The 25,634-nt window shown below is 66.6% G+C and carries 19 protein-coding genes, 1 tRNA gene and 1 riboswitch; of the genes, 10 read left to right on the top strand and 10 right to left on the bottom strand.

Translation table 11 applies throughout. The annotated features are described in order from the left end of the window. Positions 1 to 203: 203 nt before the first annotated feature. Complete coding sequence (locus MNI96_RS12310; RefSeq protein WP_249693509.1) at positions 204 to 617, top strand: tellurite resistance TerB family protein; 414 nt, start codon at positions 204 to 206, stop codon at positions 615 to 617. A 44-nt stretch (positions 618 to 661) separates the two neighbouring features. On the opposite strand, the gene MNI96_RS12305 is transcribed toward MNI96_RS12310, so the two are convergent. From MNI96_RS12305 to apaG, 4 genes are all read right to left on the bottom strand, one after another. Further along, positions 662 to 2,800, bottom strand: a complete 2,139-nt coding sequence (locus tag MNI96_RS12305; protein ID WP_249693507.1) for a putative bifunctional diguanylate cyclase/phosphodiesterase — start codon at positions 2,798 to 2,800, stop codon at positions 662 to 664. Between the two features lie 145 nt (positions 2,801 to 2,945). Next, a complete protein-coding gene (locus MNI96_RS12300) occupies positions 2,946 to 5,030 on the bottom strand; it encodes a putative bifunctional diguanylate cyclase/phosphodiesterase (protein ID WP_249693505.1) in 2,085 nt (694 codons plus the stop codon). Between the two features lie 265 nt (positions 5,031 to 5,295). Further along, positions 5,296 to 5,727, bottom strand: coding sequence for a PACE efflux transporter (locus MNI96_RS12295; RefSeq protein WP_249693503.1), 432 nt, complete (start codon positions 5,725 to 5,727; stop codon positions 5,296 to 5,298). 179 nt (positions 5,728 to 5,906) lie between these two features. After that, positions 5,907 to 6,299, bottom strand: a complete 393-nt coding sequence (apaG, locus tag MNI96_RS12290) for a Co2+/Mg2+ efflux facilitator ApaG/CorD (RefSeq protein ID WP_249693501.1) — start codon at positions 6,297 to 6,299, stop codon at positions 5,907 to 5,909. Positions 6,300 to 6,524: 225 nt separating this feature from the next. On the opposite strand from apaG, the gene MNI96_RS12285 reads away from it, so the two are divergent. Continuing rightward, a complete protein-coding gene (locus tag MNI96_RS12285; protein WP_249693498.1) occupies positions 6,525 to 7,127 on the top strand; it encodes a CDP-alcohol phosphatidyltransferase family protein in 603 nt (200 codons plus the stop codon). A 7-nt stretch (positions 7,128 to 7,134) separates the two neighbouring features. Here the strand turns inward: MNI96_RS12285 and MNI96_RS12280 are convergent, their stop codons facing one another. The 4 genes from MNI96_RS12280 to MNI96_RS12265 form a co-directional block, all read right to left on the bottom strand. Further along, entirely contained in the window at positions 7,135 to 8,331 is a 1,197-nt protein-coding gene (locus MNI96_RS12280) for an O-succinylhomoserine sulfhydrylase (protein ID WP_249693496.1), read from the bottom strand. A 42-nt stretch (positions 8,332 to 8,373) separates the two neighbouring features. Further along, positions 8,374 to 8,453, bottom strand: a riboswitch (SAM riboswitch). Positions 8,454 to 8,571: 118 nt separating this feature from the next. Continuing rightward, positions 8,572 to 11,802, bottom strand: coding sequence for an efflux RND transporter permease subunit (locus MNI96_RS12275; RefSeq protein ID WP_249693494.1), 3,231 nt, complete (start codon positions 11,800 to 11,802; stop codon positions 8,572 to 8,574). Continuing rightward, complete coding sequence (locus MNI96_RS12270) at positions 11,799 to 12,773, bottom strand: efflux RND transporter periplasmic adaptor subunit (RefSeq protein WP_249693492.1); 975 nt, start codon at positions 12,771 to 12,773, stop codon at positions 11,799 to 11,801. Before MNI96_RS12270 ends, MNI96_RS12275 begins: the two co-directional genes overlap by 4 nt. A gap of 11 nt (positions 12,774 to 12,784) precedes the next feature. Continuing rightward, positions 12,785 to 12,985, bottom strand: a complete 201-nt coding sequence (locus MNI96_RS12265) for a YgaP family membrane protein (RefSeq protein ID WP_067220985.1) — start codon at positions 12,983 to 12,985, stop codon at positions 12,785 to 12,787. Positions 12,986 to 13,174: 189 nt separating this feature from the next. On the opposite strand from MNI96_RS12265, the gene MNI96_RS12260 reads away from it, so the two are divergent. Together MNI96_RS12260 and MNI96_RS12255 are read left to right on the top strand one after the other, a co-directional pair. Then, positions 13,175 to 14,266 carry a 2'-deoxycytidine 5'-triphosphate deaminase gene (locus MNI96_RS12260; protein ID WP_249693490.1) on the top strand — a complete coding sequence of 364 codons (1,092 nt, stop codon included), beginning with the start codon at positions 13,175 to 13,177 and terminating at the stop codon, positions 14,264 to 14,266. A gap of 213 nt (positions 14,267 to 14,479) precedes the next feature. After that, the gene (locus MNI96_RS12255; protein WP_249693486.1) at positions 14,480 to 16,459 is read left to right on the top strand and encodes an adenylate/guanylate cyclase domain-containing protein; all 1,980 of its coding nucleotides are present in this window, start codon (positions 14,480 to 14,482) and stop codon (positions 16,457 to 16,459) included. Between the two features lie 9 nt (positions 16,460 to 16,468). On the opposite strand, the gene MNI96_RS12250 is transcribed toward MNI96_RS12255, so the two are convergent. After that, positions 16,469 to 17,263, bottom strand: a complete 795-nt coding sequence (locus MNI96_RS12250; RefSeq protein WP_249693485.1) for an ion transporter — start codon at positions 17,261 to 17,263, stop codon at positions 16,469 to 16,471. 179 nt (positions 17,264 to 17,442) lie between these two features. On the opposite strand from MNI96_RS12250, the gene MNI96_RS12245 reads away from it, so the two are divergent. The 6 genes from MNI96_RS12245 to MNI96_RS12220 all read left to right on the top strand — a co-directional run bounded on the left by MNI96_RS12245 (position 17,443) and on the right by MNI96_RS12220 (position 24,390). Beyond that, positions 17,443 to 17,516: transfer RNA gene (locus MNI96_RS12245), tRNA-Gly, on the top strand. 397 nt (positions 17,517 to 17,913) lie between these two features. Then, positions 17,914 to 21,411, top strand: coding sequence for an AAA domain-containing protein (locus MNI96_RS12240; protein WP_249693484.1), 3,498 nt, complete (start codon positions 17,914 to 17,916; stop codon positions 21,409 to 21,411). Positions 21,412 to 22,078: 667 nt separating this feature from the next. Next, positions 22,079 to 22,654 carry a TetR/AcrR family transcriptional regulator gene (locus MNI96_RS12235; protein WP_249693482.1) on the top strand — a complete coding sequence of 192 codons (576 nt, stop codon included), beginning with the start codon at positions 22,079 to 22,081 and terminating at the stop codon, positions 22,652 to 22,654. Positions 22,655 to 22,682: 28 nt separating this feature from the next. Further along, positions 22,683 to 22,970 (top strand): YciI family protein, encoded by a 288-nt coding sequence (locus MNI96_RS12230; RefSeq protein ID WP_249693479.1) that lies wholly within the window; start codon positions 22,683 to 22,685, stop codon positions 22,968 to 22,970. Positions 22,971 to 23,079: 109 nt separating this feature from the next. Then, on the top strand, positions 23,080 to 23,703 hold the full coding sequence (locus MNI96_RS12225; protein WP_249693478.1) for an FMN-binding negative transcriptional regulator: 624 nt from the start codon (positions 23,080 to 23,082) through the stop codon (positions 23,701 to 23,703). 51 nt (positions 23,704 to 23,754) lie between these two features. Further along, positions 23,755 to 24,390: a LysE family translocator gene (locus MNI96_RS12220; protein ID WP_249693476.1), complete on the top strand. Its 636-nt coding sequence runs from the start codon at positions 23,755 to 23,757 to the stop codon at positions 24,388 to 24,390. A gap of 12 nt (positions 24,391 to 24,402) precedes the next feature. Here the strand turns inward: MNI96_RS12220 and MNI96_RS12215 are convergent, their stop codons facing one another. Continuing rightward, entirely contained in the window at positions 24,403 to 25,611 is a 1,209-nt protein-coding gene (locus tag MNI96_RS12215; protein WP_249693474.1) for a BaiN/RdsA family NAD(P)/FAD-dependent oxidoreductase, read from the bottom strand. Between the last annotated feature and the right edge of the window lie 23 nt (positions 25,612 to 25,634).

The raw sequence follows: 25,634 nt of genomic DNA, 5'->3' as shown, positions 1-25,634 counted from the left end.
CAAAAACCGGCCGGCGCGGCGCGCGGGCACAGGCCGACCGGCGCGCGACACTAGAGCGTTTCCCGGCGGAACGGAACCTTCGCATCGCAAAAAATCGCCGCACCCGGCGCCCTGCGACCATGGGCACCTTGCGCTCGCCGCCGCATGCCGCTAGGGGAAACGGCAACCGCCAAAGGGAAGGTCAAGAAAGGTCCGCAGATCCGATGAGCGAACGCGTCAGCCTCCAGGAAGCCCTGATCTATGTGATGGTGATGGTGTCGGCCTCCGACAGCAGCATGACCGACAAGGAACTGCACTCCATCGGCGAGATCATCAAGACGCTGCCGGTCTTCGCCAGCTTCGACCAGGAGCGGATCGTGGCCGTGTCGCAGGATTGCGGCGAGCGCCTACAGGCCGAGAACGGCATGGCCGACACCTTCGCGGTAATCGCCGCCAGCGTGCCGCCGGCCTATCGCGACACCGCCTATGCGCTGGGTGTGGAGATCGCCATCGCCGACGTGGCGGTGGCCCAGGAGGAGCTGCGCGTGCTGCAGCTGCTGCGCGATGCGCTCGGCCTCGACAAGCTGACGGTTGCGGCGATCGAGCGCGGCGCCCAGGCCCGCTACCGCATCAACTGACGGCGGGCGCCTCGCCGCGCCCGTCCCCTCGCCATCCTTCGCTTTCAGCCCGCCAGGCCGTAGCCGACCCAGGGCGCCGGCCGGCCGACGTGAAAGCCCTGCACCTGCGTCACCCCGAGGTCGCGCAGCACGGTCTGCATTTCCGCCGTCTCGACATATTCGGCGATGACGCCGACGCCGAGCTTCGCGGCGATGGCGACCAGCCCGGCAACCACCGTCTGCTGGAAGCCGTCATGGACGACATCGCCGATGATCGCGCCGTCGATCTTCAGCGCATCGACGGGGAAATGACGCAGATAAGCGAAGGACGACAGGCCCGAGCCGAAGTCATCGAGAATGACGCCGCAGCCGCGCCGGCGCAGCTCGCCGGTCAGCGCCTGCGCGGTGGCAAGGCTCCTGACCGCCGCCGTCTCGGTGATCTCGAAGCACAGGCGCTTTGCCGCGTCCGGGTGCCGGTCGAGCGCGCCGAGCAGGAAGTCCTTGAAGTCCGGATCGCCGACCGACAGGCCCGACAGGTTGATCGACAGCCGCGTGCCGGCCTCCACCTTGTCGACATTGGCGAGCACGGTCGAGACCACCCAGCGGTCGATGCGCGGCATCAAGCCGTGCCGCTCGGCCGAGCCGATCAGCGCGGCCGGCGCCAGCACCCGCCCGTCCTCGTCGATCACCCGCAGCAACACTTCGCGCATCGGCGGACTGCGCCCGTCGACCGGCAGGATCGGCATCGTATGGAGCTGGAAGCGCCCGTTCTCCGCCGCCTCCGAGACGATCCGGACATTGCCGACATCCATCTGGCGGGCGATCATCTCCTCCGCGTCGGGGCGGAACACCACGGTCCGCGCTCCGCCGATCTCCTTGCCGTACAGGCAGGCGCGGTCCGCGCGGTTCAGCAGTTCGAAGCAGGTCAGCGGCAGGCCGCCTTCCGCCTGCGGTTCGATCAGGGCGATCCCGACGCTGGCGGCGACGGCGTGGGTGACGCCTCCCCAGGCAAAGCGCATGGCGGCAAGATCGTGGACGAGCCGGTTGCCGAAGGCCAGAGCCTCCTTCGCGTCCGCCCCGTGCAGCACCACGGCGAACTCGTCGCCGCCGAGCCGGGCGCAGCGCACCCGCCCGTCCGCCTCTCGGCTCTTCAGCAGGCCGGCGATCTGGCACAGCAGCGCATCGCCCCCGACATGGCCGGAAATGTCGTTGACGATCTTGAAGTCGTCGAGATCGATGGTCAGGAGCGCCGCCGTCTCGCCGTCAGCACCCGCACGGGCGATCACGTCTTCCAGTTCGGCCTGCAGCGCGTGCCGGTTGGCAAGCCCGGTCAGCGCGTCCTCGCGCGCCTGCCGCCGCAGCTCCCTTTCCATCAGGCTGGCCGCCGTGATGTCTCGCATCACGACGATGGCGGCGGAAACGGTGCCGTCGGCGTCGCGATACGGATCCATGCGCACCCGCAGGGAGCGCGTTTCCCCGGCAGGGGCGACGAGATCGTGCTCGTACTCGACCGACGCCCCCGCAAAGCAGCGCAGGAAATAGTCGCGCGCGCGTCCGTCGAACCGTTCGTTGCCGATGAGTTCGCTGACATGCAGCCCCCGGAACTCTTCCGGCTGCATGCCGTAGAAGGCGGCGTTGGCGGCATTGGTGAACTTGTAGCGGAAGTCCGTGCCGATCACCGAGATGCGGTCGGTGGTCTGGCGCACGATTTCCTCGTGCAGCGACAGCCGCTCGGTCATCGCCTCGAACTGGCTGACGTCGCGGACCGACACGACGACGCAGGCGACGTCGCCGCCGGGCGCCTCGACCGGCTGGATCGACACCTCGAACAGGCGCCCGACCATGCGCGCACGTATGCCCTGCACGCGCAGGCGGCAGGCCTGGCCGGCAAAGGCATTGTCGATATGCGGCTTTCGCAAGGAGAAGACGCGCGGGCCGACGATCTCGGCAAGATGCCGGCCGATGACCTCCTGGCGGTCCAGATTCTCCATGTCCAGAAAGGCGCCGTCGACATCCCAGATCCGGTAGTCGCGGTCGCATACGAACATGCCGGCGCGGTTCATCTCGATGACCGCGGAACGCACGACTTCGCGGTCGACGGAGATCGGCCATGCCCCGCCCGGGACTGCCGCCTGCGTCGGCGCCTCCTGGCCCGCTTGAAGCTCGGGCACGTCTTCGAGACTGCTCAGAGCGCTGCCGCTCATGCCACGGGGCCCATATGCCATTTCAGCCTTCCCCGTCCGTTTCCGGTTCCGGACCGCACCGGCCGGTTCGTCCGGCGCGATCAGTCCGTCCAACCTCTACCATGACGGGAATCTCTATCACAGTTGGGAGAGTAACCGACCCGCGTCATTCGAATACATCCGCCCAGGATACGGGCCTTCCGATATAAAATCCCTGCACGAGACTGACGCCGAGACCCCGCAAGACCTCCAGCGTCTCCCGGTCCTCCACATATTCCGCTACGACACGAACCTGCATGACCTCGGCCACGGCGACGATGCCGGCGACGATGGTCTGCTGCACCTTGTCCTCGCGGACATTGCCGATGATGTTGCCGTCGATCTTCAGCATGTCGACGTCGAAACGGCGCAGGTAGCCGAAGGACGACAGGCCCGAGCCGAAATCGTCGAGCACCACGCCGACGCCCCGCGCCTTTAGGCCGGCGATCAGTTCCAGCGCCGTCTCCATCGAGCGCACGGCAGAGGTCTCGGTGATCTCGAAGGCGAGCCGGCCCGGAGCGACCGCGGCCGCGTCCAGGGCCGAGAGAAGAAAATCGCAGAAGATCGGGTCGCCGACAGACTGGCCCGACAGGTTGATGGACAGATGCGCGTCGGCCGGCAGGTCCGGCAGGCGCTGCAGCACGGTCTCCACCACCCAGCGGTCGACCCGGTTCATCACCCCGTGGCGTTCGGCGGCGGTGATGAACCCGGCCGGCGGCAGCGGCCGCCCATCTTCCGACAGAACGCGCAGCAGCACCTCATGCCAGGGGCGGCTGGTATCGTCGACCGGGGCGACCGGCATCAAGAACAGCTCGAACCGGTCGTGCTGCAGCGCGTTCTGCACCACCTGCAAATTGCCGATTTCCTCGAATCTCGCATGCATCTCGTCGTCGTCGGCATGGAACACCGACAGGCGCGCGCCGCCTTTTTCCTTGGCGACGAGGCAGGCGCGGTCGGCCCAGTTCAGCACGTCCTGCACGGCCGGCGTCGAGGCGGCGAAGGCCGCGCGGTCGAGCAGCGCGATGCCGACGCTGGCGCCGATGGAAAACAGCTCGCCGTTCCAGGAGAATCCGACCGCCTCGATCGAATGGACCACCCTCTCGCCCAGGGCAACGGACCCCGCCTCGTCGGCGACGTCGGCGACCAGCGCGAATTCGTCGCCGCCCAGACGCGCGACGAAGGCGTTCGGATCGAGGCTCTTCAGCAGGCTCGCGACCTGCCGCAGCAGCGCGTCGCCCGCCGTGTGACCGGCCAGGTCGTTGACCACCTTGAAGTCGTCGAGATCGACCAGCAGCAGCGCCGTGCGGCAAGCCTCGCTGCCGCCGCTGTGCTGGGTGCAGAGCTCGATGCGCCGGCCGATCTCGCTCTCCAGCGCATGGCGGTTGGCGAGCTCCGTCAGCGTGTCCAGCAGGGCCTGGCGGCGCATGCGGCGGTCGAGTTGCGCCGTCTCGGTGACGTCGCGCATGTTGACGATGGCGCCGATCAGGATGTCGCCCTCGCCTTTCAGCGGCTCCAGCCGCACGGAAAAATGGGTTTCCTCCCCGTCCGCGCGGGGTCTGACGAGGTCGTACTGCACCACCTCGCCGGCGAAGCAGCGGGTCAGATGCGGCAGCACCCGTTCCTCGAACCCGTCCATGCCGATGACGTCGGGCACCGGCACGCCCACGACTTCCTCCGGCAGGCGGTTCCAGATCATCGCATAGGCGGGATTGGCCCACAGGAAGTTGAACGCGCGGTCGACCACAGCCAGCGCGTCCGAGGTCTGGCGGATGACCTCGTCCTGCATCGACACGCGCTGCTCCAGCTTGTGCAGGTCGGTGCGGTCCTCCATGGTCAGCAGCACGCCGATCACCTGGCCGGCCTCGTCGCGCACCGGCTCGTGGCGGATGCGCAGCAACTGGCCGCGGGTGGCGCGGCGCAGGCCCCATTCCACCGCGGTCTGCGCCTGGCCCGCCAGCGCCGCCTCGACCTGCGGCAACCGGCGCTCGAACACCGCCTTGCCCATCACCTCGGAAAGGGGACGGCCGACGAAGGCGCTCCTGTCGAGCCCTTCCGTCTCCAGCAAGGCAGGATTGACGTCGCGCACGATCAGCTTGCGGTCGCAGAACAGGATGCGGACGGAAGCGGTTTCGAAGGTCGACCGGTAGGCAAGCAGATGCAGCTGCGACGGCGGCAGCGCCAGGGCGCCGGGATCTCTCACCGTGTTGTGCATCCCTATTCCCCTCAGCCGGCACCCGCCTCGTTGGACACCGCAACCGTCTCCAGAAACACCCCGAAAGGTAAACGCACGTTAACAGACGATCCACGATTCGCCCGTCTAAGAGATCGACCATAAACTTCGTAGTATTTATACGTGGTTTACACGACGCGGTTGGTTTCGTCCTTTTAACGAAACGGCGACGGGCCGTCCGCCCGCCGCCGCAAATACATGTGCATGGTCGACGAAAACCGCCGAGGGCGCGTGTGCCCTGCGTGCCCTACCCGTCCTGCAAGGCCGGGCGCGGCACCGGAAACAGCGTGTCGTAGGCCAGGTTGAAGATGAAGGCATAGACCACGTAGAACGATGCCAGCGCCGCATCCATCACCAGTGCCTCGAGGAGGCCGATCTCCAGATACCAGGCGATCGGCGGCACCAAGATGGCCAGGAGGCCGAACTCGAACAGCAGCGCATGGGCGATGCGCAGGCGCAGGCTCTTGGCCGTGTCGCCGCGCAGCGCCATCAGCGCATGGTCGAAGCCGAGATTGTAGACATAGGTCCACGCCGTCGCGAGGGTCGCCGCGGCAATGCCGATCACGCCCATGTCGGCCAGCGCAAGGCCGAACAGGAGCGCGCCGAGCGGCGTGACGATGGCAAGGCCGATGATCTCGAAGGCAAGGGCGTGGCGGATACGGTCGAGGGTCGAGCGCATGGGAAGCTCCCGGTGTTGCAAACCGGGTCGTCCCGGCCGATCTGCCCGGACGCGAAGTGTGCCGCTTCCAGGTGAGGTCGTCCTCAGGGCCTTGATATAACTGCCTCCCCTCCCCGTTCAAGGGCGGCACCGGCAGGGCAGATCTGCAGCAGGCGCCGGTCTCGCGGCGGTCCCGCAGGTCAGTTGATGCTGCGCGCCAGGCCGGGAATGTCGAGCGAGAAGGCCGGGATCGCGACGTCGAAGCGCTCGCCGTCCACCGTCTCCATCTCGTAGCTGCCCTCCATCATGCCGGAGCTGGTGCGCAAGGGGCAGCCGGAGGTGTATTCGAACCGCTCGCCGGGCGCGAGCACCGGCTGCTCGCCGACGACGCCGAGGCCCCGCACCTCCTCCAGCCGGCCCAGCGCATCGACGATGCGCCAGTGGCGGGCGCGCAGGCGCACCGTATCGAGGCCGAGATTGACGATGTCGACCGAATAGGCCCACACGAAGCGGCCCTCGTCCGGGCTGGATTCGTCCGCGAGATAGTGCGGCTCGACCGTCACCTGGATATCGCGCGTCACCGCCCGGTACATGCCTGTCCTTCCGCCTCGTCTGTCGTCGCGGCCCCGCCGCCGACGCACCGGGCTCTCACCGGTGTTTCCGCAATCTAATCCGGTTCGCCCGGTTTTCCAGCCCCTTGCGCGGGCGCCGGATCGCCGATCCGTGAGGCGGATTTTACCGCCGTGCCGCTTGCGCGCGGTGCCCGTCCGCGGCATTGCCTTGGAGGCGGGCCGTCCTGCCCGCCGAAGGAACCGCCCATGTTCGATGCACGCCTGCGGCCGCTGATCGACCCGGTGCTCAATGCCGCCGGCCGGCGCCTTGCAGCCGTCGGGGTCAAGGCCGATGCGGTGACGCTCGCCGGCTTTGCCTGCGGCATCGCCGCCGCCCTTGCCGTCTGGGCGGGCGCCCCGCTGCTGGCCGCCCTGCTGATCCTCGCCAACCGGCTGGCCGACGGGCTCGACGGCGCGGTGGCGCGCGCCCGCGCCCGCACGGATCGCGGCGGCTATCTCGACATCGTGCTGGATTTCTTCTTCTACGGGGCGATCCCCTTCGCCTTCGCGCTGGCAGACCCGGCCGCCAACGCGCTGGCGGCCAGCGCGTTGCTGCTCGGCTTCTACATGAACGGGGCGAGTTTCCTCGGCTTCGCGATCATGGCGGAAAAGCGCGGGCTGTCGACCAACGCGCAAGGGGCGAAGTCGCTCTATTATCTCGGCGGGCTGGCAGAGGGCGCGGAGACGATTGCCGTCTTCCTCGCCTTCTGCCTGTTTCCGGCCGCCTTCGCGCCCATCGCCTGGGGCTTCGCGGCGGTCTGCGCGGTCTCGGCGACCGCGCGTCTCGTCATGGTGGCGCGGCTGCTTTAAGCGTCCATCAGGCGTTCTGCGCCACATCCAGCGCGGTCAGCAGGTCCGCCGCCAGGTCGTCCTCGTGCTCCAGCCCGACCGACAGGCGCAGCAGCCCGTCGGTGATGCCCAGCTCCAGCCTCGCCTCTTCGGCGACCGACTGGTGCGTCGTCGTCGCCGGATGGGTGATGAGGCTGCGGGCATCGCCCAGATTGTTGGACATCTTGACTATTCTGAGCGCGTTGGAGGCGCGGAAGGCAGCAGCCTTGCCGCCCTTCAGCTCCAGCGCCAGCATGGTCGAACCGGCCTTCATCTGGCGGCGCACCACCTCGGCCTGCGGGTGGTCGGCCCGGCCGGGATAGATCAGCCGCGCCACCGCCGGATGCTCGGCCAGCACGTCGGCCAGCCGCGAGGCGGTGCGGGTCTGGCGCTCCACGCGCAGGGCCAGCGTCTCCAGTCCCTTCAGCATCACCCAGGCGTTGAACGGGCTCATCGACGGGCCGGTATGCTTCATGAAGGGCATCACCTCGTCGGTGATCCACTCCTCGGTACCCAGCACCACGCCGCCCAGGCACCGGCCCTGGCCGTCGATATGCTTGGTGGCGGAATAGACGACGATGTCGGCGCCCAGCGCCAGCGGCGACTGCCAGATCGGCGTGGCGAAGACGTTGTCGACGATGAGCTTCGCCCCGACCGCATGGGCCATCTCGGCGACGGCGGCGATGTCGATCACCTCCAGCGTCGGGTTGGTCGGGCTTTCCAGGAAGCAGGCGACCGTCTCCGGGCGGATGGCGGCGCGCCAGGCGTCGAGGTCGGTGCCGTCGACCAGCGTCGCCGACACGCCGAAGCGCGGCAGCAGGGTCTCGACGATGTAGCGGCAGGAGCCGAACAGCGCCTTGGCCGCGACCACATGGTCGCCGGCCTTGCAGCAGGCCATCAGCGCCAGGTTGACGGCGGCCATGCCGCTCGCCGTGGCCCGCGCCGCTTCCGCGCCTTCCAGCGCGGCGATGCGGGTCTCGAACATCGCGACGGTCGGGTTGGCGTAGCGCGAATAGACGAAGCCGGGATCGTCGCCGTTGAACCGCGCCTCGGCCGCCTCGGCCGTTGCGTAGACGAAGCCCTGGGTCAGGTACATCGCCTCGGAGGTCTCCCCGTAAGGGGAGCGTGTCGTTCCGCTATGCACCAGGGTCGTCTCGGGGTGCCAGCCGTGCCTGTTCGTCGTCATGCCGTTCTCCAAACGCAAAAACCCCGGCCGTGAATGGGCCGGGGTCTTTGCAACCCGGCCTGTTTAGCGACTTGTTTAACGTGGCTGCAAGCCGGCCGGCTCAAATCACCACGGAATTCGACGATCCTGATAGTCCACGGGGCAGGCCGCGTCAACGTTCCTTGCGCAAGGATCTTGTTTCCCCGTTCTCGAGATCTTGCGAAACCTTGCAGGAACGCTCCGCCCTCTCCTGGCCCCGCTTTACGTGCGCAGCACCCGGTAGATCGCCGGGATCACCAGCACGGTGAGCAGCGTCGAGGAGGCGAGGCCGAACAGCAGCGAGATCGCCAGGCCCTGGAAGATCGGATCGGTCAGGATCACCGCCGCGCCGATCATCGCCGCCAGCGCGGTGAGCAGGATCGGCTTGAAGCGCACCGCACCGGCCGCCAGCAGCACCTCGGTCAGGGGCTGGCCGGGCGCGCGCGAATGGCGGATGAAGTCGACCAGCAGGATCGAGTTGCGCACGATGATGCCGGCAAGGGCGATGAAGCCGATCATCGAGGTCGCCGAGAACGGCGCGCCGAACAGCCAGTGGCCGCCGATGATGCCGATGAAGGTCAGCGGCACCGGCGTCAGGATCACCAAGGGCACGCGGAACGAGCCGAACTGCGCCACCACCAGGATGTAGATGCCGAGCAGGGCGACGATGAAGGCCGCGCCCATGTCGCGGAAGGTCACCCAGGTCACCTCCCACTCGCCGTCCCACAGCAGCGTCACCGCGCTCTCGTCCTCCGGCTGGCCGTTGAGGCGGATGACGGGCTTTGGCAGATCTCCCCAGTCCATCGCGTCGATGGCATCGCGCACCGCCAGCATGCCGTAGAGCGGGGCCTCGAAGTCGCCGGCAAGCTCCGCCGTCACCATGTCGGCGAAGCGGCCGTTGTGGCGGAAGATCAGCTGCGAGGACAGCTCGTCGCGCACCTTCACCACGTCGCCCAGTTCCACGACGCTGGTGCTGCCGGGCAGCACGTCGGCCGGGATCGGGGTCGCCAGGAACCGCTCGTCCAGCACCTTGTCGCCGCGCGCCCGCTCCAGCCGGATCGGGATCGGCGCCCGCCCCTCGCCCCGGTGCGAATAGCCGAGCGTGCGCCCGCCGCCGAGGATCGCCAGCGTGTCGAAGACGTCGCTTTCCTGCACCCGGAAGAAGTCGAGCTCGTCGGTGGAGACGGTCACCCGCTTGCGCGGCGCCGGCACGCCGAAACTGTCGTCGACATCGACGATGAAGGGGACCGAGGCGAAGGCCTCGCGCACCTTCTCCGCCACCGCCCGGCGCGTCTGCGCATCCGGGCCGTAGATCTCGGCAAGCAGCGTCGCCAGCACCGGCGGGCCGGGAGGCGGCTCCACCACCTTCAGCACCGTGCCGGCCGGCACGTCGAGCGCGGCAAGCCGCTGGCGCAGGTCGAGCGCCACCGCGTGGCTCGCCCGCTCGCGCTCGCCCTTGGGCGCCAGCACCAGCGCGACGTCGCCGAGCTGCGGCTCCTGGCGCAGATAGGCGTGGCGCACCAGGCCGTTGAAGTCGAAGGGCGCGGCGGTACCGGCATGGGTAGTCGCCGAGACCACCTCCGGCAGCGCCATCGCCGTGCGGGCAACGGCCTGCGCCACCGCATCCGTCTGTTCCACCGTGCTGCCCTCCGGCAGGTCGACGGCGACGGAGAGTTCCGACTTGTTGTCGAAGGGCAGCAGCTTGACGGTCACGTCCCGGGTGGCGAACAGCACCATCGAGCCGAGGGTCGCCGCGCCGACGATCAGCAGGAAGGCCCAGCTGCGCGCCTTGGAGGCGAGAAGCGGCCGGGCGACCGCCAGATAGGCGCGCCCGAGCCGGCCGCCGGTATTGGCGTCATGGCCTGTCTCATGACCTCCCCCGTGACCAGCATGCACGGGCGCCTTGCCGGCGACTTTCAGCATCAGCCAGGGCGTCACCGTCACCGCGACGAAGAAGGAGAAGATCATCGCCGCCGAGGCATTGGCCGGGATCGGGCTCATGTAGGGGCCCATCATGCCGGAGACGAAAAGCATCGGCAGCAGGGCGGTGACGACGGTCAACGTGGCGACGATGGTCGGGTTGCCGACCTCGGCCACCGCCTCGATGGCGGCCTGGCGGCGGTCGCGCCCGTCGCCCATCCCCCAGTGGCGGGCGATGTTCTCGATCACCACGATGGCGTCATCGACGAGAATGCCGATGGAGAAGATCAGCGCGAACAGCGACACCCGGTTCAGCGTGTAGCCCATCACCCAGGCGGCAAAGAGCGTCAGCAGGATCGTCACCGGGATCACCACGGCCACGACCAGCGCCTCGCGCCGGCCGATCGCCGCCATCACCAGCGCGATGATGGAGAGCGTCGCCAGCCCCAGATGGAACAGCAGCTCGTTGGCCTTCTCGTTCGCCGTCTCGCCGTAGTCGCGCGTCACCGTCACCTGCATGGAGGAGGGAACCAGCGTGCCCTCCAGCGCCTCGACCCGGTGCAGCACCGCCTCGGCGACGGTGACCGCATTGGCCCCGGCGCGCTTGGCGACCGCCAGCGTCACCGCCGGCACGCGGTTCGCTTCTCCGCCCTGGTGCATCGACGAGATCGCGTCGCTTTGCGAAATGAAGGCGATATCGGCGACGTCGCGCACATAGACCGGGCGGCCGTCGCGGGTGGTCAGCACCAGATTGCCGATCTCGTCCGGGCTGGCCAGCGTCTCGCCGGCGACCAGCGTCACGTCGCGCGCGGTACCGTCCTGCAGCGCGCGCACCCGGCCGCTGGGGAAGGACCGGTTGGCGCCGCCGACCTTGCCGGCGAGCTGCTGCAGCGTGACGCCGTTCAGCGCCAGCCGCTCGGGATCGGGGCTGATGCGCAGCTCCTCGCCGACCGCGCCGACCAGATAGGTCAGGCCGACATTGCCGACCTTCGACACTTCCACCTGCAGCTCGCGGGCAATGCGCGTCAGCTCGGCCGGGGTGATCGCGTCTCCCGTCCCTGGTGCCGGGGTGAGCGTCAGCGAGACGATGGCGACATCGTCGATGCCGCGCCCGACGACCAGCGGCTCGGGAATGCCGACCGGAATGCGGTCCATGTTGGCGCGGATCTTGTCATGGACGCGCAGCACCGCCGCATCCGACGAGGTGCCGACCAGGAAGCGCGCGGTGACCAGCACGCCGTCGTCGCGGGTCTGCGAATAGACGTGCTCGACCCCGTCGATACCCTTGACGATGGTCTCCAGCGGCTCGGTGACGAGCTTCACCGCGTCCATGGCCCTGAGGCCGCTCGCCTCGACATGGATGTCGACCATCGGCACGGAGATCTGCGGCTCCTCCTCGCGCGGCAGGCTGACAAGGGCGATCAGCCCCAGCGCCAGCGAGGCGAGCAGGAACAGCGGCGTCAGGGGCGAGGAAATGAAGGCGCGGGTGAGCCCGCCGGCAATGCCGAGCCCCCCGCCGGTTGGCGTGGTCATGGGACAAGCACCTCGTCGCCGGGCGCAAGCCCCGAGAGGATTTCGGTAAAGGCCTCGCCGTCGATGCGGACGGTGCCGCCGGTCAGCACGGTGCGCTCGGCCGGGCCGCTGCTGCCGCTTACGTCAACGAAATCGAGGCCGGCGCGGGTGGTCACGGCCGCGGCGGGAAGCAGGATCGCCTGCCGCTCGCCGACCGGCACGCGCACCAGCACGCGGGCATTGACGAAATCGGTGTCGAGCCGCTCGACCTCGACATCGGCGATCACTCGCCCGGCCTGGATCTGCGGATAGACCTTGGCGAGCCGGCCGGTCGTCGTCGCCCCATCGGCGCCGATCTCGATGGCCGCCCCGTCCTTGAGGTTTTCCGCGTGGCGCTCGGGGATGGCGAGGCGCAGGAAGGTGCCGCCGCTGCCCAGCACCGCGACGGTCTCGCCGGCCATGATCACCGCGCCGCGCGTCACCGGAACGGTGAGCACGCGCCCGTCGGCCGGGGCCAGCACCTCGCCCTCCTCGCCCTGGCGCACGACGACGGAGCGTTCGGCGCGGGCGGCGGCGATCTGGTTGCGGGTGACCTCGGTGGAGGTGGCCAGCTGCTCCAGCCGCTGGCGGGTGACGACGCCGCGCTCGACCAGGGTCTGGGCGCGGGCAAGCTCGGCCTCGGCGTTTTCCAGCTGGCTCTGCAGCGCCCGCAGCCGCGCGTCGATCGCCGCCACCTGGAAGGCGATCTTTTCGTCGGTGACGGTGGCGATGCGCTCGCCGGCGCGCACCGTGTCGCCCTCCTCCACCGCCAGTTCGGCGATGGTGCCGCCGATGCGGGCGCGGGCGGGCACCTCGTCCCGCGACTGGACCTCGCCGAATACGGCCTTCCACTCGGTCACGGTGCGCGGGCTCACTGTAAGGGTCTCCGCCGACAGTGCCGGCCCCGCAAGGGCGAGGGCCGAGACTGCCAGCACTGCGGCACGCAGGCTCATCGCGGTCTCCGTCAGAACGCCGTTCCCGGCGCGATGCCGAGCCGGCGGAAGATCATCGCCGCCGGGCAGAAGCCGGTGAAGGCGGCCTGCAGCATGTTGAGCCCGATGAAGACGGTGAACCAGACGAAAAGCGGAGAAACGGTGAGCGTCAGCACCACCGAAAGCAGCGTCATGGCACCGGCAAAGGCGAGAACGGCACGGTCGAGGGTCATGGGAAAGCCTCCTTGGAACTATGTCTGTTCAAATATTAGTATGTTCTAAAATTACGTCAATACGGGCCATTGCGGACGCCGGGGCCGCCCCCGCATCCGTCCCGGCTGCGCCGCCCCATGCAAATCCAGTTGGCCAATGGCGGCCTGCTTTGTTAATCACGGCGAAACAGGCAAACGAGGAACCCGAGAATGACCGCAGCCGACCACGGCATTCTGCCGGCGCAGGCCGTCGCCGAGATGTTCGAGCGCGGCGAGATCGGTGCGCCGCGCCGTCCGGACGACGACCAGATCCAGCCGGCGAGCCTCGACCTGCGGCTCGGGCCGCTCGCCTACCGGGTGCGCGCCAGCTTCCTGCCGGGCGCCGGCGCCAGGGTGATGGAAAAGCTCGACCGGCTGAAGCTGCATGCCTTCGACCTGACGCGCGGCGCGGTGCTGGAGACCGGCTGCGTCTATATCGTGCCCCTGATGGAGACGCTGGCGCTGCCGCAGGACGTCTCCGCCACCACCAATCCGAAGAGCTCGACCGGCCGCCTCGACGTGTTCACCCGGGTGATCACCGACGAGGGCCGCGCCTTCGACACGGTGCCGGCCGGTTATCGCGGCCCGCTCTATGCGGAGATCAGCCCGCGCACCTTCCCGGTGCTGGTGCGCGAGGGCTCGCGCCTGTCGCAGATCCGCTTCCGCCGCGGCCAGCCGGTGCTGGACGACGCCGCCCTTTCGCTGGTCCACGCGCAGCACGGCCTCGTCTCGGGCGGCGAGGCGACCATCGGCGGCGGCGTGCATCTGACCATCGACCTGGAGGGCGCGGGCGATGGCAGCCTGATCGGCTATCGCGGCAAGCGCCACACCGGCGTCATCGACATGGACCTGCGCGCCGGGCAGGACCCGCTCGACTTCTGGGAGCCGATCGTCCATCGCGGCGGCCGCGACCTGATCCTCGATCCCAACGAGTTCTACATCCTCGTCTCGCGCGAGGCGGTGCACGTGCCGCCGCTCTATGCCGCCGAGATGGTGCCCTTCGATCCGCTGGTCGGCGAGTTCCGCGTCCATTATGCCGGCTTCTTCGATCCCGGCTTCGGCCATTCGGAGATCGGCGGCGGCGGCTCGCGCGCCGTGCTGGAGGTGCGCTCGCACGAGGTGCCCTTCATCGTCGAGCACGGCCAGACGGTCGGCCGGCTGGTCTACGAGCACATGCTCGCCCGCCCGACGACGCTCTACGGCGAGGGCATCGGTTCCAACTACCAGGGCCAGGGCCTGAAGCTCTCGAAACATTTCCGCTGAAGCGGACGAACGCAAGGGAGGGTGGACGGCGGTCGGACGATCGCCGAAGGCCGCAGGCGAAGCCGGAGAGCCGGACCCATTGGCACCCTCGGCAGCACGAGCCCTTCCCCGTCAAACGCCGCCCCTCTCCCGGCAAACGCCGTGCTAGCATCCCGCGCGAGGAGCGCCGGTGATTCCGGACGGACGGCAAGCGGGCGGGGAGGCCGACGCGACGTGACGGGAGATCAGGGGTCCCTGAACCGGGAACGGGATGGGGACAGGGCAGCGCCGGAGCTGTCGGCGCGCGATATGCGGCGGCGCGGCTGGGCGCGGCCGCTGCGCGTCCATCTCAGCACCGTGATCGTCGCCCTGCTGCTCGGCATCTCGCTGCCGCTCACCTGGCTCGCCCACGACCAGGGCACCCGCCTGGCCACTTCGGCGGCCAGCGAGCGCATGAGCCTGCTCGGCCGGCGCGTCGCCGCCCAGTACGAGGCTGTGTTCAACGACGGGCTCACCGCCGTGATGCTGGCCGCCGCCGCCGACACGCTGCTGGAGGATCCCACCGGCGACATGGCCGGCAAGGCGCTGTTCCTCGACCGGGTTCTCGACACCTCGCCGCATATCGACGGGCTCTATGCCGCCCGTGCCGACGGCAGCTTCCTGCATGGCGTCGGCGACACCGCGGCCTGGCACGCAGCGCTCGGTGCGCCGGAGGGCACCGACCACGCGGTGCGCACCATCCAGCCCGCCGACGACGGCACCCGCCGCTCCGCCTGGCGCTTCCTTTCCGCCGACGGGCGCGAGATTTCCCGCCGCGAACAGGGCGTCACCCGCTTCGACCCGCGCCGCCGCCCCTGGTACCGGGAGGCGGTCGCCGCGAGCGGGCGTCCCGTCACCGTCGGCCCCTACACCATGGCGACGACGGGAGAGCTCGGCCTCACCATCGCCGTCGAGGCCCCCGACGAGCCGGGCGCGGTGGTCGGCGCCGACCTGCTGCTGCAGACCCTCAGCGACCTGCTGTCGCGCGAGGCGGTGTCGCCGCGGGCGAGCGGCTACGTGTTCGACGAGGCCGGCCGGCTGATCGTCCATTCCGACCCGGCGATGATGGCCGCGCTCCTGCCGCAGCTCTCGTCGCGCTCGCGCCACACGGCCGTCAGCCTCGACGATCCGCTGCTTCCCCTGCTGCTGCCGCGGCTCGGGCCGGACACCGTGTCGGGCCTCCACCGGATCGAGGCCGGCGGCGAGACCTACCTGCTGGCGCTGGAGCCGGTGCGCGGGGCGGCGGAGCTCGCCGGCACCGTGGTCGCCGTTGCCGCGCCGCTGTCGGACTTCACCGCCGAAAGCCGGCTGCTGCTCGCCCGCGCCCTCATCGTCTCCGTCAGCCTCATCGTCATGGGCGTGCTGTCGGCGCTGCTCGTCGCGCGCCTGGTCAGCCGCTCGCTGACGCAGCTTGCGGACGATGCCGCGCGCATCGGCGATCTCGACCTCGAGACCCGCCCCCTCGTCTCCTCGCTGGTCGCGGAGATCAACACGCTGGCCGGCGCGCTCGCCACCGCCCGCACCGCCATCGCCAGCTTCGCGCTCTATGTCCCGCGCGAACTGGTGCGCAAGGTCGTCGCCGCCGGGCGCCAGGACCCGGCCTCGGCCGAGCGGCGCGACGTCACCGTCCTGTTCACCGACATCCGCGACTTCACCACCCTGTCGGAGCAGCACGCGCCGGAGGAGGTGGTCGCCCTGCTCTCCGACTATTTCGAGCTGCTCAACCGCATCGTCGAGGCGCATGACGGCGTCATCGTCCAGTATCTGGGGGACGCCGTCTGCGCCATGTGGAACGCGCCGGAGAGCAACCCGGACCATGTGGCGGATGCCTGCCGCTGCACGCTGGCGCTGGTCGCGGCGGTGGATGCCCTCAACGCCGGCAACCGCGCCGCCGGGCGGCCGGAGCTTGCCACCCGTTTCGGCCTGCATACCGGCATTGCCGTCGTCGGCAGCGTCGGCGCCTCGACCCGGCGCCAGTACACCGCCATCGGCGACACGATCAACGTCGCCTCGCGGCTGGAGGGCATGAACAAGGAGTTCGGCACCACCGTCCTGACCAGCGAGGCGGTGCGGGCGGCGGCCGGCGACGAAGCCTTCGCCTTCCGCCCGCTCGGCAGCGCGCGAGCCAAGGGCCGGGCGGCGGAAATCGCCGTCTACGAGCTGACGGCGCCGTAACCCCCCCGCTCAGCGCTCGGCGAGGCGCCCGCGCAGCTCGCGCACTTCCTCGCGCAGCGCCCGCACCTCGGCCAGCACCAGCCCGGTCTCGTCGTGGATCGCCTGGCGGTCGGCCTCGGCCGTGCTCTCGTGCTCCTGCTGCATGGCCGAGACGATGACACCGATGAACAGGTTCAGCACGGTGAAGGCGGTGCACAGGATGAAGGGCACGAACAGCAGCCAGGAGAGCGGATAGACCTCCATCACCGGCCGGACGATGCCCATCGACCAGCTTTCCAGCGTCATGATCTGGAACAGCGTGTAGAGCGAGGCGGCGATGGTGCCGAACCATTCGGGGAAGGACGCGCCGTAGAGCTTCGTCGTCATCACCGCGAAGACGTAGAAGACGAGGCCGAGCAGCAGCACGATGGAGCCCATTCCGGGCAGCGCGGCGACGAGGCCGCCGACCACCCGGCGCAGCGAGGGCACCACCGAGATCAGCCGAAGCACGCGCAGGATGCGCAGCGCGCGCAGCACCGAGAACGCCCCGCTCGACGGCATCAATGCGACGCCCACCACCGCGAAGTCGAAGAGGTTCCACGGGTCGCGGAAGAAGGCCGGCCCGTGCGCCACGATCCGCAAGGCGATCTCGACGGTGAAGATCGCCAGGATCAGCGCGTCGAAGGCGATCAGCGCCGGGCCGAAGGCGGCCATCACGCTCGGGCTCGTCTCCAGGCCGAGCGTCACCGCATTGACGACGATGAGCGCGATGATCACCGCTTCCCAGCGGCGAGACTGGACCAGGGCCTTGAGCCGTTCACGCATGTCTTCACTCTCCAGGACGTCTTGTGCGGCGCGCGCACCGGCGGGCCGCCGGTCGGCACGAGAAGTGGTCATCGGCACCGCAAAATCAAGGAGAAAGCAATTTCGCGGGAGAGCCGTCGACAGCCGCCCGCGAGGCGCTTGACAGCCCGCCCGCCCCGCGCCGATATAGGGGCAGCGTCGCGGGTGTAGCTCAATGGTAGAGCGAGAGCTTCCCAAGCTCCAGACGAGGGTTCGATTCCCTTCACCCGCTCCACGCCCTCCCCCCCTCCGATATTTTTTGCAGATCGCCCGCCCGCGCTAGTAGCGCGTTGGGATGGTGTGCGCGCTGACGAGCGCGGTATTTTCTCACGGAGTTTACGCGAGGGGATAGTGTGCTGCAGCCCTAACGTGGTCGGTCGGTCATTTGTGCGCGCTGGCCCTCGCGCCTGCCTCTCGTGGCCCCTGTTATGTCCGCGACACGAACGAACGAGCACCACATTAGGTCCTCGTCGACCGACTGCCGAACCACTGTAGAAGCCGAAAGGAGACAGGCTGACAATCGGCTCAAAACAGGCTTCAATGTCTGCTGAAACTCGCGTCGCCTGAACCCCGTTTCAAAACGCGGCACTATAAGGTGAATACCGTCTCTATATAGACTGGCCGATAATTTCATGACGAGCAGACCGTATTTCAACAAGTCGATTAGAGAGCTGGAAAAGGCTTTTGAGGACAACCGCAGCGATGGTGAAACGCTCAACCGCATAGTTCATGAGCTTGGGTTCCGCAGCACGCAGAGAGCGCTAGCGCTCAAAAAAGAAGTCGAGGCTGCGAATTCTGGCCAGCCGTTAAAACCCGCCGCTCAAAAATTAGCGCCTCAGCCTGAAAATAAGACTAAGCCGCACGAACCCGTGCTGCCATTTGGCGAACCTCCCAAGCCTCCCGAAACCGTCAAACCGTCTGAAACAATCAAGACGGTTGTCAAACCGGTGACTAAGCCGCCGATCACAAATGATGCGCAAGATATTTTGCGCGCGTGGACGGCGCTGGAAGTGTTGTCCCCTCAAGGGTACAGGCGTGAAACTGACCTTGTCGCTGGTGATCGAAAAAAGATTGCTCGTTTCGACGAAGCGCCTCTGCCATGGGAACTGGGGGAAAAGTCTCTCCCAAAAAAACGCCTCTACTACGAACTGATCCTTGGCTCAGTTGAACTCGCTCCTGCCGTTGAGGCGCTCCTGAAAGTTTATGCCGACAAGCGCCCGGATAAACCCAGCATGCGGGGACACAGTCCGATTGCCAGTGTTTTGCTGGACAAAGATGGACGGCCACTCGAAGAGGAAACCTGTGCTGCGATTTCGAGCTTTGCCTGGGGCGTGCCTATCGCATTGCAGGGAGATCTTAAAAAACTTGCGGACTGGCCTGCACAGGAAAAACTCTTGATGGCAGCCTTCCGGAAGATTCTGATCAATTATGATCGGAACAATGATGTTGTGCCACTTACAAAGAAGCACATAACCGAACTGTTCGATCATCTGGTCAGCGCGTTGGCCCTTCGCGGTCACGCGGTGAAAGCACCATATTTCGCTCTGCGGCGTTATGAGTTTTTTGCCAGCAAAACACCTCCAGAGCCAGGTTTGCTGAATTCGTTCTTCTTGGAGGATTTGGCTGCAGCTCGGGTAATGGCACAAACGGGAAATCTGCCTGGAGCGCTTCAGCATTATCTTGGCATTAAGAAACCATCGCAACGCACCAACCTGCTGGAAGACGATACGGGTTTACGTGACTTGTTGCAGCCCGCTTTAACGCCGGCCGGCAAATGGCCCGGTAATGGGCGTTTTCCACTGGCATTGTTGCAGCAGGCGGCAGTTAACGCGACAAATGCAGCGCGTCTAAAAACCGGTATCCTAGCCGTCAACGGTCCGCCTGGCACCGGCAAGACAACCCTACTGCGTGATGCTGTAGCAGCGCGTATTGTCGAGCGCGCGGCGGTGATGAGCGAATATAGTCGCCCATCGCAGGGGTTCACACCAACCAATCAAAGCCTTCAGCGTAGCGGCGCAAAGATCACGCTTCACAAGCTGGACGAGCGTCTCAAAGGTTTTGAGATGGTCGTTACCTCATCGAACAACAAAGCTGTCGAGAATGTCAGCGCCGAACTTCCTGCGCTGGACGCAATCGCGACTGACGCGCCAGAGCTTCGATATTTCAAGAGCGTTTCGGACAACGTGCTTAAACGTGACACTTGGGGGGTGATTGCCGCCGTGCTCGGCAATTCCTCAAACCGCTACCTGTTCTCGCAAGGCTTTTGGCGCGATGAAGAGAATGGTCTATCCACCTATCTCAATCATGCCAGCGGTGTACCGCAGGTCGTATCCGAGCCCCAAGGCGGTGGTCGTCCTCCGATAAAGAGAAATCGTCAAATCATTGACCGTGAGCACCCGCCGTCAAACAGCCGTGAAGCACAGGCGCGGTGGGATAAAGCCCGCACTAACTTCAAGGCAAAATTTGTTGCTTTCAACCGAACGCAAAGCAACCTGCAGAAGCTTCATGTGCAACTCGTTCGCCTCGTCCAAGTTGCTGCAGAAATTGACTATCTTGCGTCGAAGCTACCTCCACTTGAGGTAGAAGCACTGGCCGTTGAAAACGACCTCGTAACTGCCCAGCACGAGCAACAGGAAGCAGAAACTCAGCTTAGAGTTTCGCGTCAGGCGCAGGTCTTACATTTTGAAATGCGCCCTGGCTTCTTTGCTCGGCTATTCCGAACAGCCCGTTACCGAGTTTGGTCCGGCGAACAGCAAGGACTTTCAAAGAAGGCCTATTACGACCAGCAGCAGTTTCAGATCCGCAAGAAATCTGCCGATGATCTTGGTGTCGAACTGGCGGCAAAAAAGGATCTGATTGCGCAGACGCAGAAATCTCTGAACACGCTGCGCAATGAGAAATCCGACCTCCAAACAAGCCTGAATCAAGCTCGCACTGAGATTAATGCCCCTCTACCCGATGTCGACTTCTTTGCCAGAGCACATGAAGATATTCAAACCGCTAGTGTGTGGTTTGATAAGGCTGCAAGTCGTCAGCGTGACGATGTATTTGAAGCCGCTATTCAGCTGCACCGTGCCTTCATTGACGCCGCAGCCGATCCGCTGCGGCAAAACCTTTCTGTCTTTGTCGAGACTTTCGGGACGCGCTCACTCGGCACTCCGCAAAAAGATGCACTGATCGCTGATCTCTGGTCATCTTTCTTCCTGGTCGTTCCGGTGGTCTCAACGACATTCGCTTCGGTCAACCGGATGTTCTCACGATTGCCGACGGAAGCATTGGGATGGCTTCTGGTCGATGAAGCGGGACAAGCAGCGCCACAGGCCGCCGTTGGCGCAATGATGCGAACAAAGCGCTCGGTCGTTGTAGGGGATCCGCTTCAGATCGCACCTGTCGTCACGCTCCCCAACAGTCTCACGGAGGAGATATGCGCCTTCTTCGGTATTGACCCGTTGAAATACAACGCACCTGAAGCTTCCGTGCAGACGGTAGCGGACGCCGCCAGTATGTACTGCGCCAAGTTCCCGATCGGTAGCGGCCATCGTGAGGTTGGCGCGCCGCTTCTTGTACATCGGCGCTGTGACAGCCCGATGTTCGATATCTCGAACGAGATTGCCTATTCAAATCTCATGGTACAGGCCAAAAAGCCTACAAACGCAAATCCGGTCCTCGGCCCGTCACGTTGGATTGATGTTGTCGGCAAACCCGGTCCTGACAAATGGTGTGCTGATGAAGCAGCGGTGTTGATTGACATGCTGCAGAAGCTTCGCATGAGTGGCGCTTATGCCGATCTTTATGTTGTGACGCCTTTTGTCATCGTGCAGGACAATCTGCGTCAAGAACTCCTGCGCAGCGGCGTGTTAAACGGATGGGTTGATAGACCTGACGCCTGGGTCTGGGAGCATGTCGGCACGGTCCATACCGTTCAGGGCCGTGAAGCCGGCACCGTCTTCTTTGTCCTTGGCGCACAGGCTTCTTCTCAAAACGGCGCACGCAATTGGGCGGGCAGCAGGCCGAACCTCGTCAATGTCGCAATCACACGAGCAAAATCTTCGCTATACGTGATTGGAAATCAAAGTTCTTGGAAGTCGGCTGGTGTTTTTTCGGTGTTATGCAGTTACCTTTCTAATTGATTTGAGTTCTGGCTGGAGAACCCCGATAAATCTAACGAGAGCGTATTACCTCACAGTGCCACGCTTTATGGCGCCCCCTCCAGTTGCAGAAAGATTATTGAAGATGCCTATCGGGCCCGTTCCGGTCTTGTTGTCGCACCGTTCCTGAGCCCCATACTCTCTCACGAAAATCCGGCCCGGGGATAACAGTCCGCCGCCTTCCGGGGATAACATCCCCCCCTCCCCTCTCATCCCGGCAGGCGGTCCGGCCCGCGGGCGGGCGGTCGGGCCGGGCAGCCGGTCATCTCTCCTGACCAACGCCGCGGCTTCCCCTGCCGATCTCGGGCGTCCGGCCGATTTCGGTGCGTTTGCGACGGCTTTCTCAATTTTCGGGATTTTCGAGAGGCGATTTTGCAAAATTCGTCGCAAAATTTCTCAATTTTCGATAGCGACCAAAACACGCTTGTTTTCAGATGGTTAGCCGTAAATTCCTGCCGCCGCGCCGCCGTTTCGGGCGTTTCGCGCCGCTTTGCCGCGCATCCCACCTTCGCCCGTTCCGCCCTCCCCGCCATCCCTGTTGTCCCCGCTTGACAGAATTGGGACGCTCGTCCTAAATCGGAATTAGGACAAACGTCCGAGGCAGATCTTATCCCCTGTCCGGGCAGCACCAGAGGAAGGGTGTGGGAGAATGGCGCGCGCGACCCGCGACCAGATCGTCGGCGAGGCCGACCGGCTGTTTTACGAGCAGGGGTTCGAGCACACCTCCTTTGCCGATATCGCGGCGGCGGTCGGCATCTCGCGGGGCAATTTCTACCATCATTTCAAGAGGAAAGACGAAATCCTGAGCGCTGTGATCGACCGGCGGCTGGAGGCGACGCGCGCGCTCCTAGTGGCCTGGGAGAGCGAGGCCGGCGACAGCCCGGCGGCGCGCATCCGCTGCTTCATCCGCATCCTGATCGCCAACCGGGCGAAGATCCTGCGCCACGGCTGCCCGGTCGGCACGCTGACCGCCGAGCTCGCCAAGATCGACCACCCCTCGCTCAGCGATGCCGGCCGCCTTTTCGCCCTGTTCCGCGACTGGCTGGCGCGCCAGTTCGCAGCGCTCGGCCTTGGGCCGGATGCCGACCGTCTGGCGCTGCATCTGATCGCCCGCAGCCAGGGGATAGCGACCCTCGCCAATGCCCTGGGCGATGCGGCTTTCGTCGAGCGGGAAGTCGCCGATCTCACCCGCTGGCTCGACCGCACCGTTCCGGTAAGCGCCTGATCGGTCTCAGGTTTTACAGGAGGAAGCCATGTTCGTCGTGTTCCTGAAATTCGCCGCCAACCGGGCGGAGGCGCCCCGCCACATGGACGGGCACAACGCCTGGATCCGCCAGGGCTTCGAGGACGGCGTCTTCCTGCTCGCCGGCAGCCTGGTGCCGGGTGTCGGAGGTGCCGTTCTCGCCCGCGGCGAGCCCCGCCAGGCGCTGGAAGCGCGCGTTGCCGCGGACCCGTTCGTCGCGAAGGGCGTCGTCAGCGCCGAGATCCACCAGATCGCTCCCGGCCGCACCCACGAGAGCCTTGCCGCCCTGCTCGCCTGAGCTGGTTCTGCGCGAAGCGGTACCCCGATTGCGCCGGCAGGCGGATCTTCGCGGAGGCTCGGAAAGCCGCTAGTTTCAAGGCAGTTTCGACCGTCCGGATCCTTGCCAGATGTACACGCCGCCCGCCTTTCGCGAGGACGATCCCGCAACGCTCGCCGCGATGATCGGGGCCTGCCCCCTCGCCACCCTTGTCACCGCCACCGCCGACGGCCTGCTGGCGACGCCGCTGCCGCTGCTCTTCGACCCCGCCGAGGGCCCGTTGGGGGTGCTGCACGGGCATCTTGCCCGCGCCAATCCCCAGTGGCGCGCGCCGGTCCTCGGCGAGGCGCTGGCGACCTTTTCCGGGCCGGATGCCTATGTCTCCCCCGGCTGGTATGCCAGCAAGGCGGAGCACGGCAAGGTCGTGCCGACATGGAACTACGCCGCCGTCCATGCCTATGGAAAGATTGAGTTTTTCGAGGATGCGGAGCGGCTGCGCCAGGTGGTCGGCCGCCTCACCGACCGGCACGAGGCCGGGCGCGCGAACGCCTGGGCCGTGTCCGACGCGCCGGCCGATTTCGTCGCCGCGCAGCTTCGCGGGATCGTCGGCATGCGGATGGTTATCACCCGTTTGGAAGGCAAGCGGAAGATGAGCCAGAACCGCAGCGCCGCCGACCGCGCGGGCGTTGCGCAGGGCCTTGCCGGCGAGGCGAGCGAGACCGCGCGGCGGGTGGCGCAGGACATTCCGCTCTGAAGCCCCGCGCCCCCTGAACAAAAATCCAAGTTACAGCAAAGGTTTGCGACCATGCCGTCCGCCGATATCCTCCTCACCTTCCTCGTGACGACCGCGATCTTCGCCTACATGCCGGGGCCGGCGATGCTCTACGCCACCGCCCAGACGCTGGCCCGCGGCCGGACGGCGGGGCTGATGGCCGCTCTCGGCATTCACCTTGGCGGCTATGCCCATGTGGTGGCGGCGGCGGCCGGGCTGTCGGTGCTGTTTCATGCGGTGCCGCCGCTCTATCTGGCGGTGAAGATCGCCGGCGCGCTCTATCTCGTCTGGCTCGGCTGGACGCTGATCCGCAGCGCCGGCAGCACCCTGGCGGCGGAGGCGGCAAGCTCCGCCACGGCCTCGGCGCGCAAGGCCTTCTTCGAGAGCATCACGGTGGAGGTGCTCAACCCGAAGACCGCGATCTTCTTCCTCGCCTTCCTGCCGCAGTTCGTCGATCCGTCCGCCGGACTGCCGGTCTGGGCTCAGTTCCTGGTGCTCGGCACGGCGGTCAACCTGATGTTTTCCTCGGCCGATCTCGTCTGCGTGATCTTCGCCGCCGGCCTCAGGACGCGGCTGGCCCGCTCCGGCCGGGCCCAGAAGCTGGCGCGCCGGATCGGCGGCACGATCCTGATCGGCCTCGGCGCGAATCTCGCGCTGCAGCGAAGCTGAAGCGGCAGGCGGCTAGCCGTCCCTTTCGGCAATCGCCGTACCGGCGGCCCACCCGGAAGACCAGGCCCACTGGAAGTTATACCCGCCGAGCCAGCCGGTGACGTCGACGACCTCGCCGATGAAATAAAGGCCAGGTACGGCCTTGGCCTCCAGGGTTTTCGAGGTGAGGCCGGCCGTGTCGACGCCGCCGAGCGTCACCTCCGCCGTGCGGTACCCTTCCGTGCCGAGCGGCATCACCTCCCAGCCCTGCAGCGTCGCGGCGATGGCGGCAAGCCTGCGGTCGCCGGTCTCGCCCATCTGGCCCGACCAGCCGTGGCGCTCCGCCATGTAGCCGGCCAGCCGCCTGGGCAGGATCTCGGCCAGCGCATTGGCAAGGCTTCGGCGGCCGTTTTCCTGGCGCGAGGCGCGCAGTTCGCCCAAAAGGTCGCGGCCCGGCAGGAAGGCGATGCGGACCGGCTGGCCTTCGCGCCAATAGGACGAGATCTGCAGGATCGCGGGGCCGGACAGGCCGCGATGGGTGAAGAGCATCGCTTCGTCGAACGAGGTCTTGCCGAATGACACGCGCACCGGCGCGGCGACGCCGGCGATCTCGCGGAAGCCCGCCAGCATGTCTTCGGCGAAGGTCAGCGGTACCAGCGCGGGCCGGGTTTCGGTGACGGCGAGGCCGAAGCGCTCGGCGATGCGGTAGCCGAGGCCGGTTGCGCCCATCTTGGGGATCGACTTGCCCCCGCAGGCGACGACCAGATGGCGGCAGGCGACCGTCGCCTCTCCCTCGCCGCCCAGCGTCAGGCGGAAGCCGTTGTCCCCGTGCTCCAGCTCCTCCAGCGTCGTAGACAATCTCAACTCGGCGCCGACCGCATCCATCTCGGCGCGCAGCATCGCGATGATATCCCCGGCCGAGTTGTCACAGAAAAGCTGGCCCAGCGTCTTCTCGTGCCAGGGGATGCGGTGCCGCTCCACCAGCGCCAGAAAGTCGCGGGCGGTGTAGCGGCCGAGCGCGGACTTCGCGAAATGCGGGTTTTCGGACAGGAAATTGCGGGCCGTCGCGCCGATATTGGTGAAGTTGCAGCGGCCACCTCCGGAAATGCGGATCTTCTCGCCGGGTGCCTTGGCATGGTCGACGACGAGCACGCGCCCGCCCCGCGCACCCGCATGGGCAGCACACATCATACCGGCGGCGCCGGCCCCGAGAATGACAGTATCGAAGCGCTCAGCGCGCATGGCGGGTTTCCAGGTGGGAAAAT

This window comes from Stappia sp. WLB 29 (genome assembly GCF_023507705.1).
Taxonomy (GTDB): Bacteria; Pseudomonadota; Alphaproteobacteria; order Rhizobiales; family Stappiaceae; genus Stappia.
Note: the sequence above shows the minus strand (reverse complement) of the source record. Positions and strands in the feature narration are given on the sequence as shown.

Bases quoted from the DNA above. Each gene is read 5' to 3' on its own strand.
- MNI96_RS12310 (WP_249693509.1), top strand. From the start codon at position 204: ATGAGCGAACGCGTCAGCCTCCAGGAAGCCCTGATCTATGTGATGGTG.
- MNI96_RS12305 (WP_249693507.1), bottom strand. From the start codon at position 2,800: ATGAGCGGCAGCGCTCTGAGCAGTCTCGAAGACGTGCCCGAGCTTCAA.
- MNI96_RS12300 (WP_249693505.1), bottom strand. From the start codon at position 5,030: ATGCACAACACGGTGAGAGATCCCGGCGCCCTGGCGCTGCCGCCGTCG.
- MNI96_RS12295 (WP_249693503.1), bottom strand. From the start codon at position 5,727: ATGCGCTCGACCCTCGACCGTATCCGCCACGCCCTTGCCTTCGAGATC.
- apaG (WP_249693501.1), bottom strand. From the start codon at position 6,299: ATGTACCGGGCGGTGACGCGCGATATCCAGGTGACGGTCGAGCCGCAC.
- MNI96_RS12285 (WP_249693498.1), top strand. From the start codon at position 6,525: ATGTTCGATGCACGCCTGCGGCCGCTGATCGACCCGGTGCTCAATGCC.
- MNI96_RS12280 (WP_249693496.1), bottom strand. From the start codon at position 8,331: ATGACGACGAACAGGCACGGCTGGCACCCCGAGACGACCCTGGTGCAT.
- MNI96_RS12275 (WP_249693494.1), bottom strand. From the start codon at position 11,802: ATGACCACGCCAACCGGCGGGGGGCTCGGCATTGCCGGCGGGCTCACC.
- MNI96_RS12270 (WP_249693492.1), bottom strand. From the start codon at position 12,773: ATGAGCCTGCGTGCCGCAGTGCTGGCAGTCTCGGCCCTCGCCCTTGCG.
- MNI96_RS12265 (WP_067220985.1), bottom strand. From the start codon at position 12,985: ATGACCCTCGACCGTGCCGTTCTCGCCTTTGCCGGTGCCATGACGCTG.
- MNI96_RS12260 (WP_249693490.1), top strand. From the start codon at position 13,175: ATGACCGCAGCCGACCACGGCATTCTGCCGGCGCAGGCCGTCGCCGAG.
- MNI96_RS12250 (WP_249693485.1), bottom strand. From the start codon at position 17,263: ATGCGTGAACGGCTCAAGGCCCTGGTCCAGTCTCGCCGCTGGGAAGCG.
- MNI96_RS12240 (WP_249693484.1), top strand. From the start codon at position 17,914: ATGACGAGCAGACCGTATTTCAACAAGTCGATTAGAGAGCTGGAAAAG.
- MNI96_RS12235 (WP_249693482.1), top strand. From the start codon at position 22,079: ATGGCGCGCGCGACCCGCGACCAGATCGTCGGCGAGGCCGACCGGCTG.
- MNI96_RS12230 (WP_249693479.1), top strand. From the start codon at position 22,683: ATGTTCGTCGTGTTCCTGAAATTCGCCGCCAACCGGGCGGAGGCGCCC.
- MNI96_RS12225 (WP_249693478.1), top strand. From the start codon at position 23,080: ATGTACACGCCGCCCGCCTTTCGCGAGGACGATCCCGCAACGCTCGCC.
- MNI96_RS12220 (WP_249693476.1), top strand. From the start codon at position 23,755: ATGCCGTCCGCCGATATCCTCCTCACCTTCCTCGTGACGACCGCGATC.
- MNI96_RS12215 (WP_249693474.1), bottom strand. From the start codon at position 25,611: ATGCGCGCTGAGCGCTTCGATACTGTCATTCTCGGGGCCGGCGCCGCC.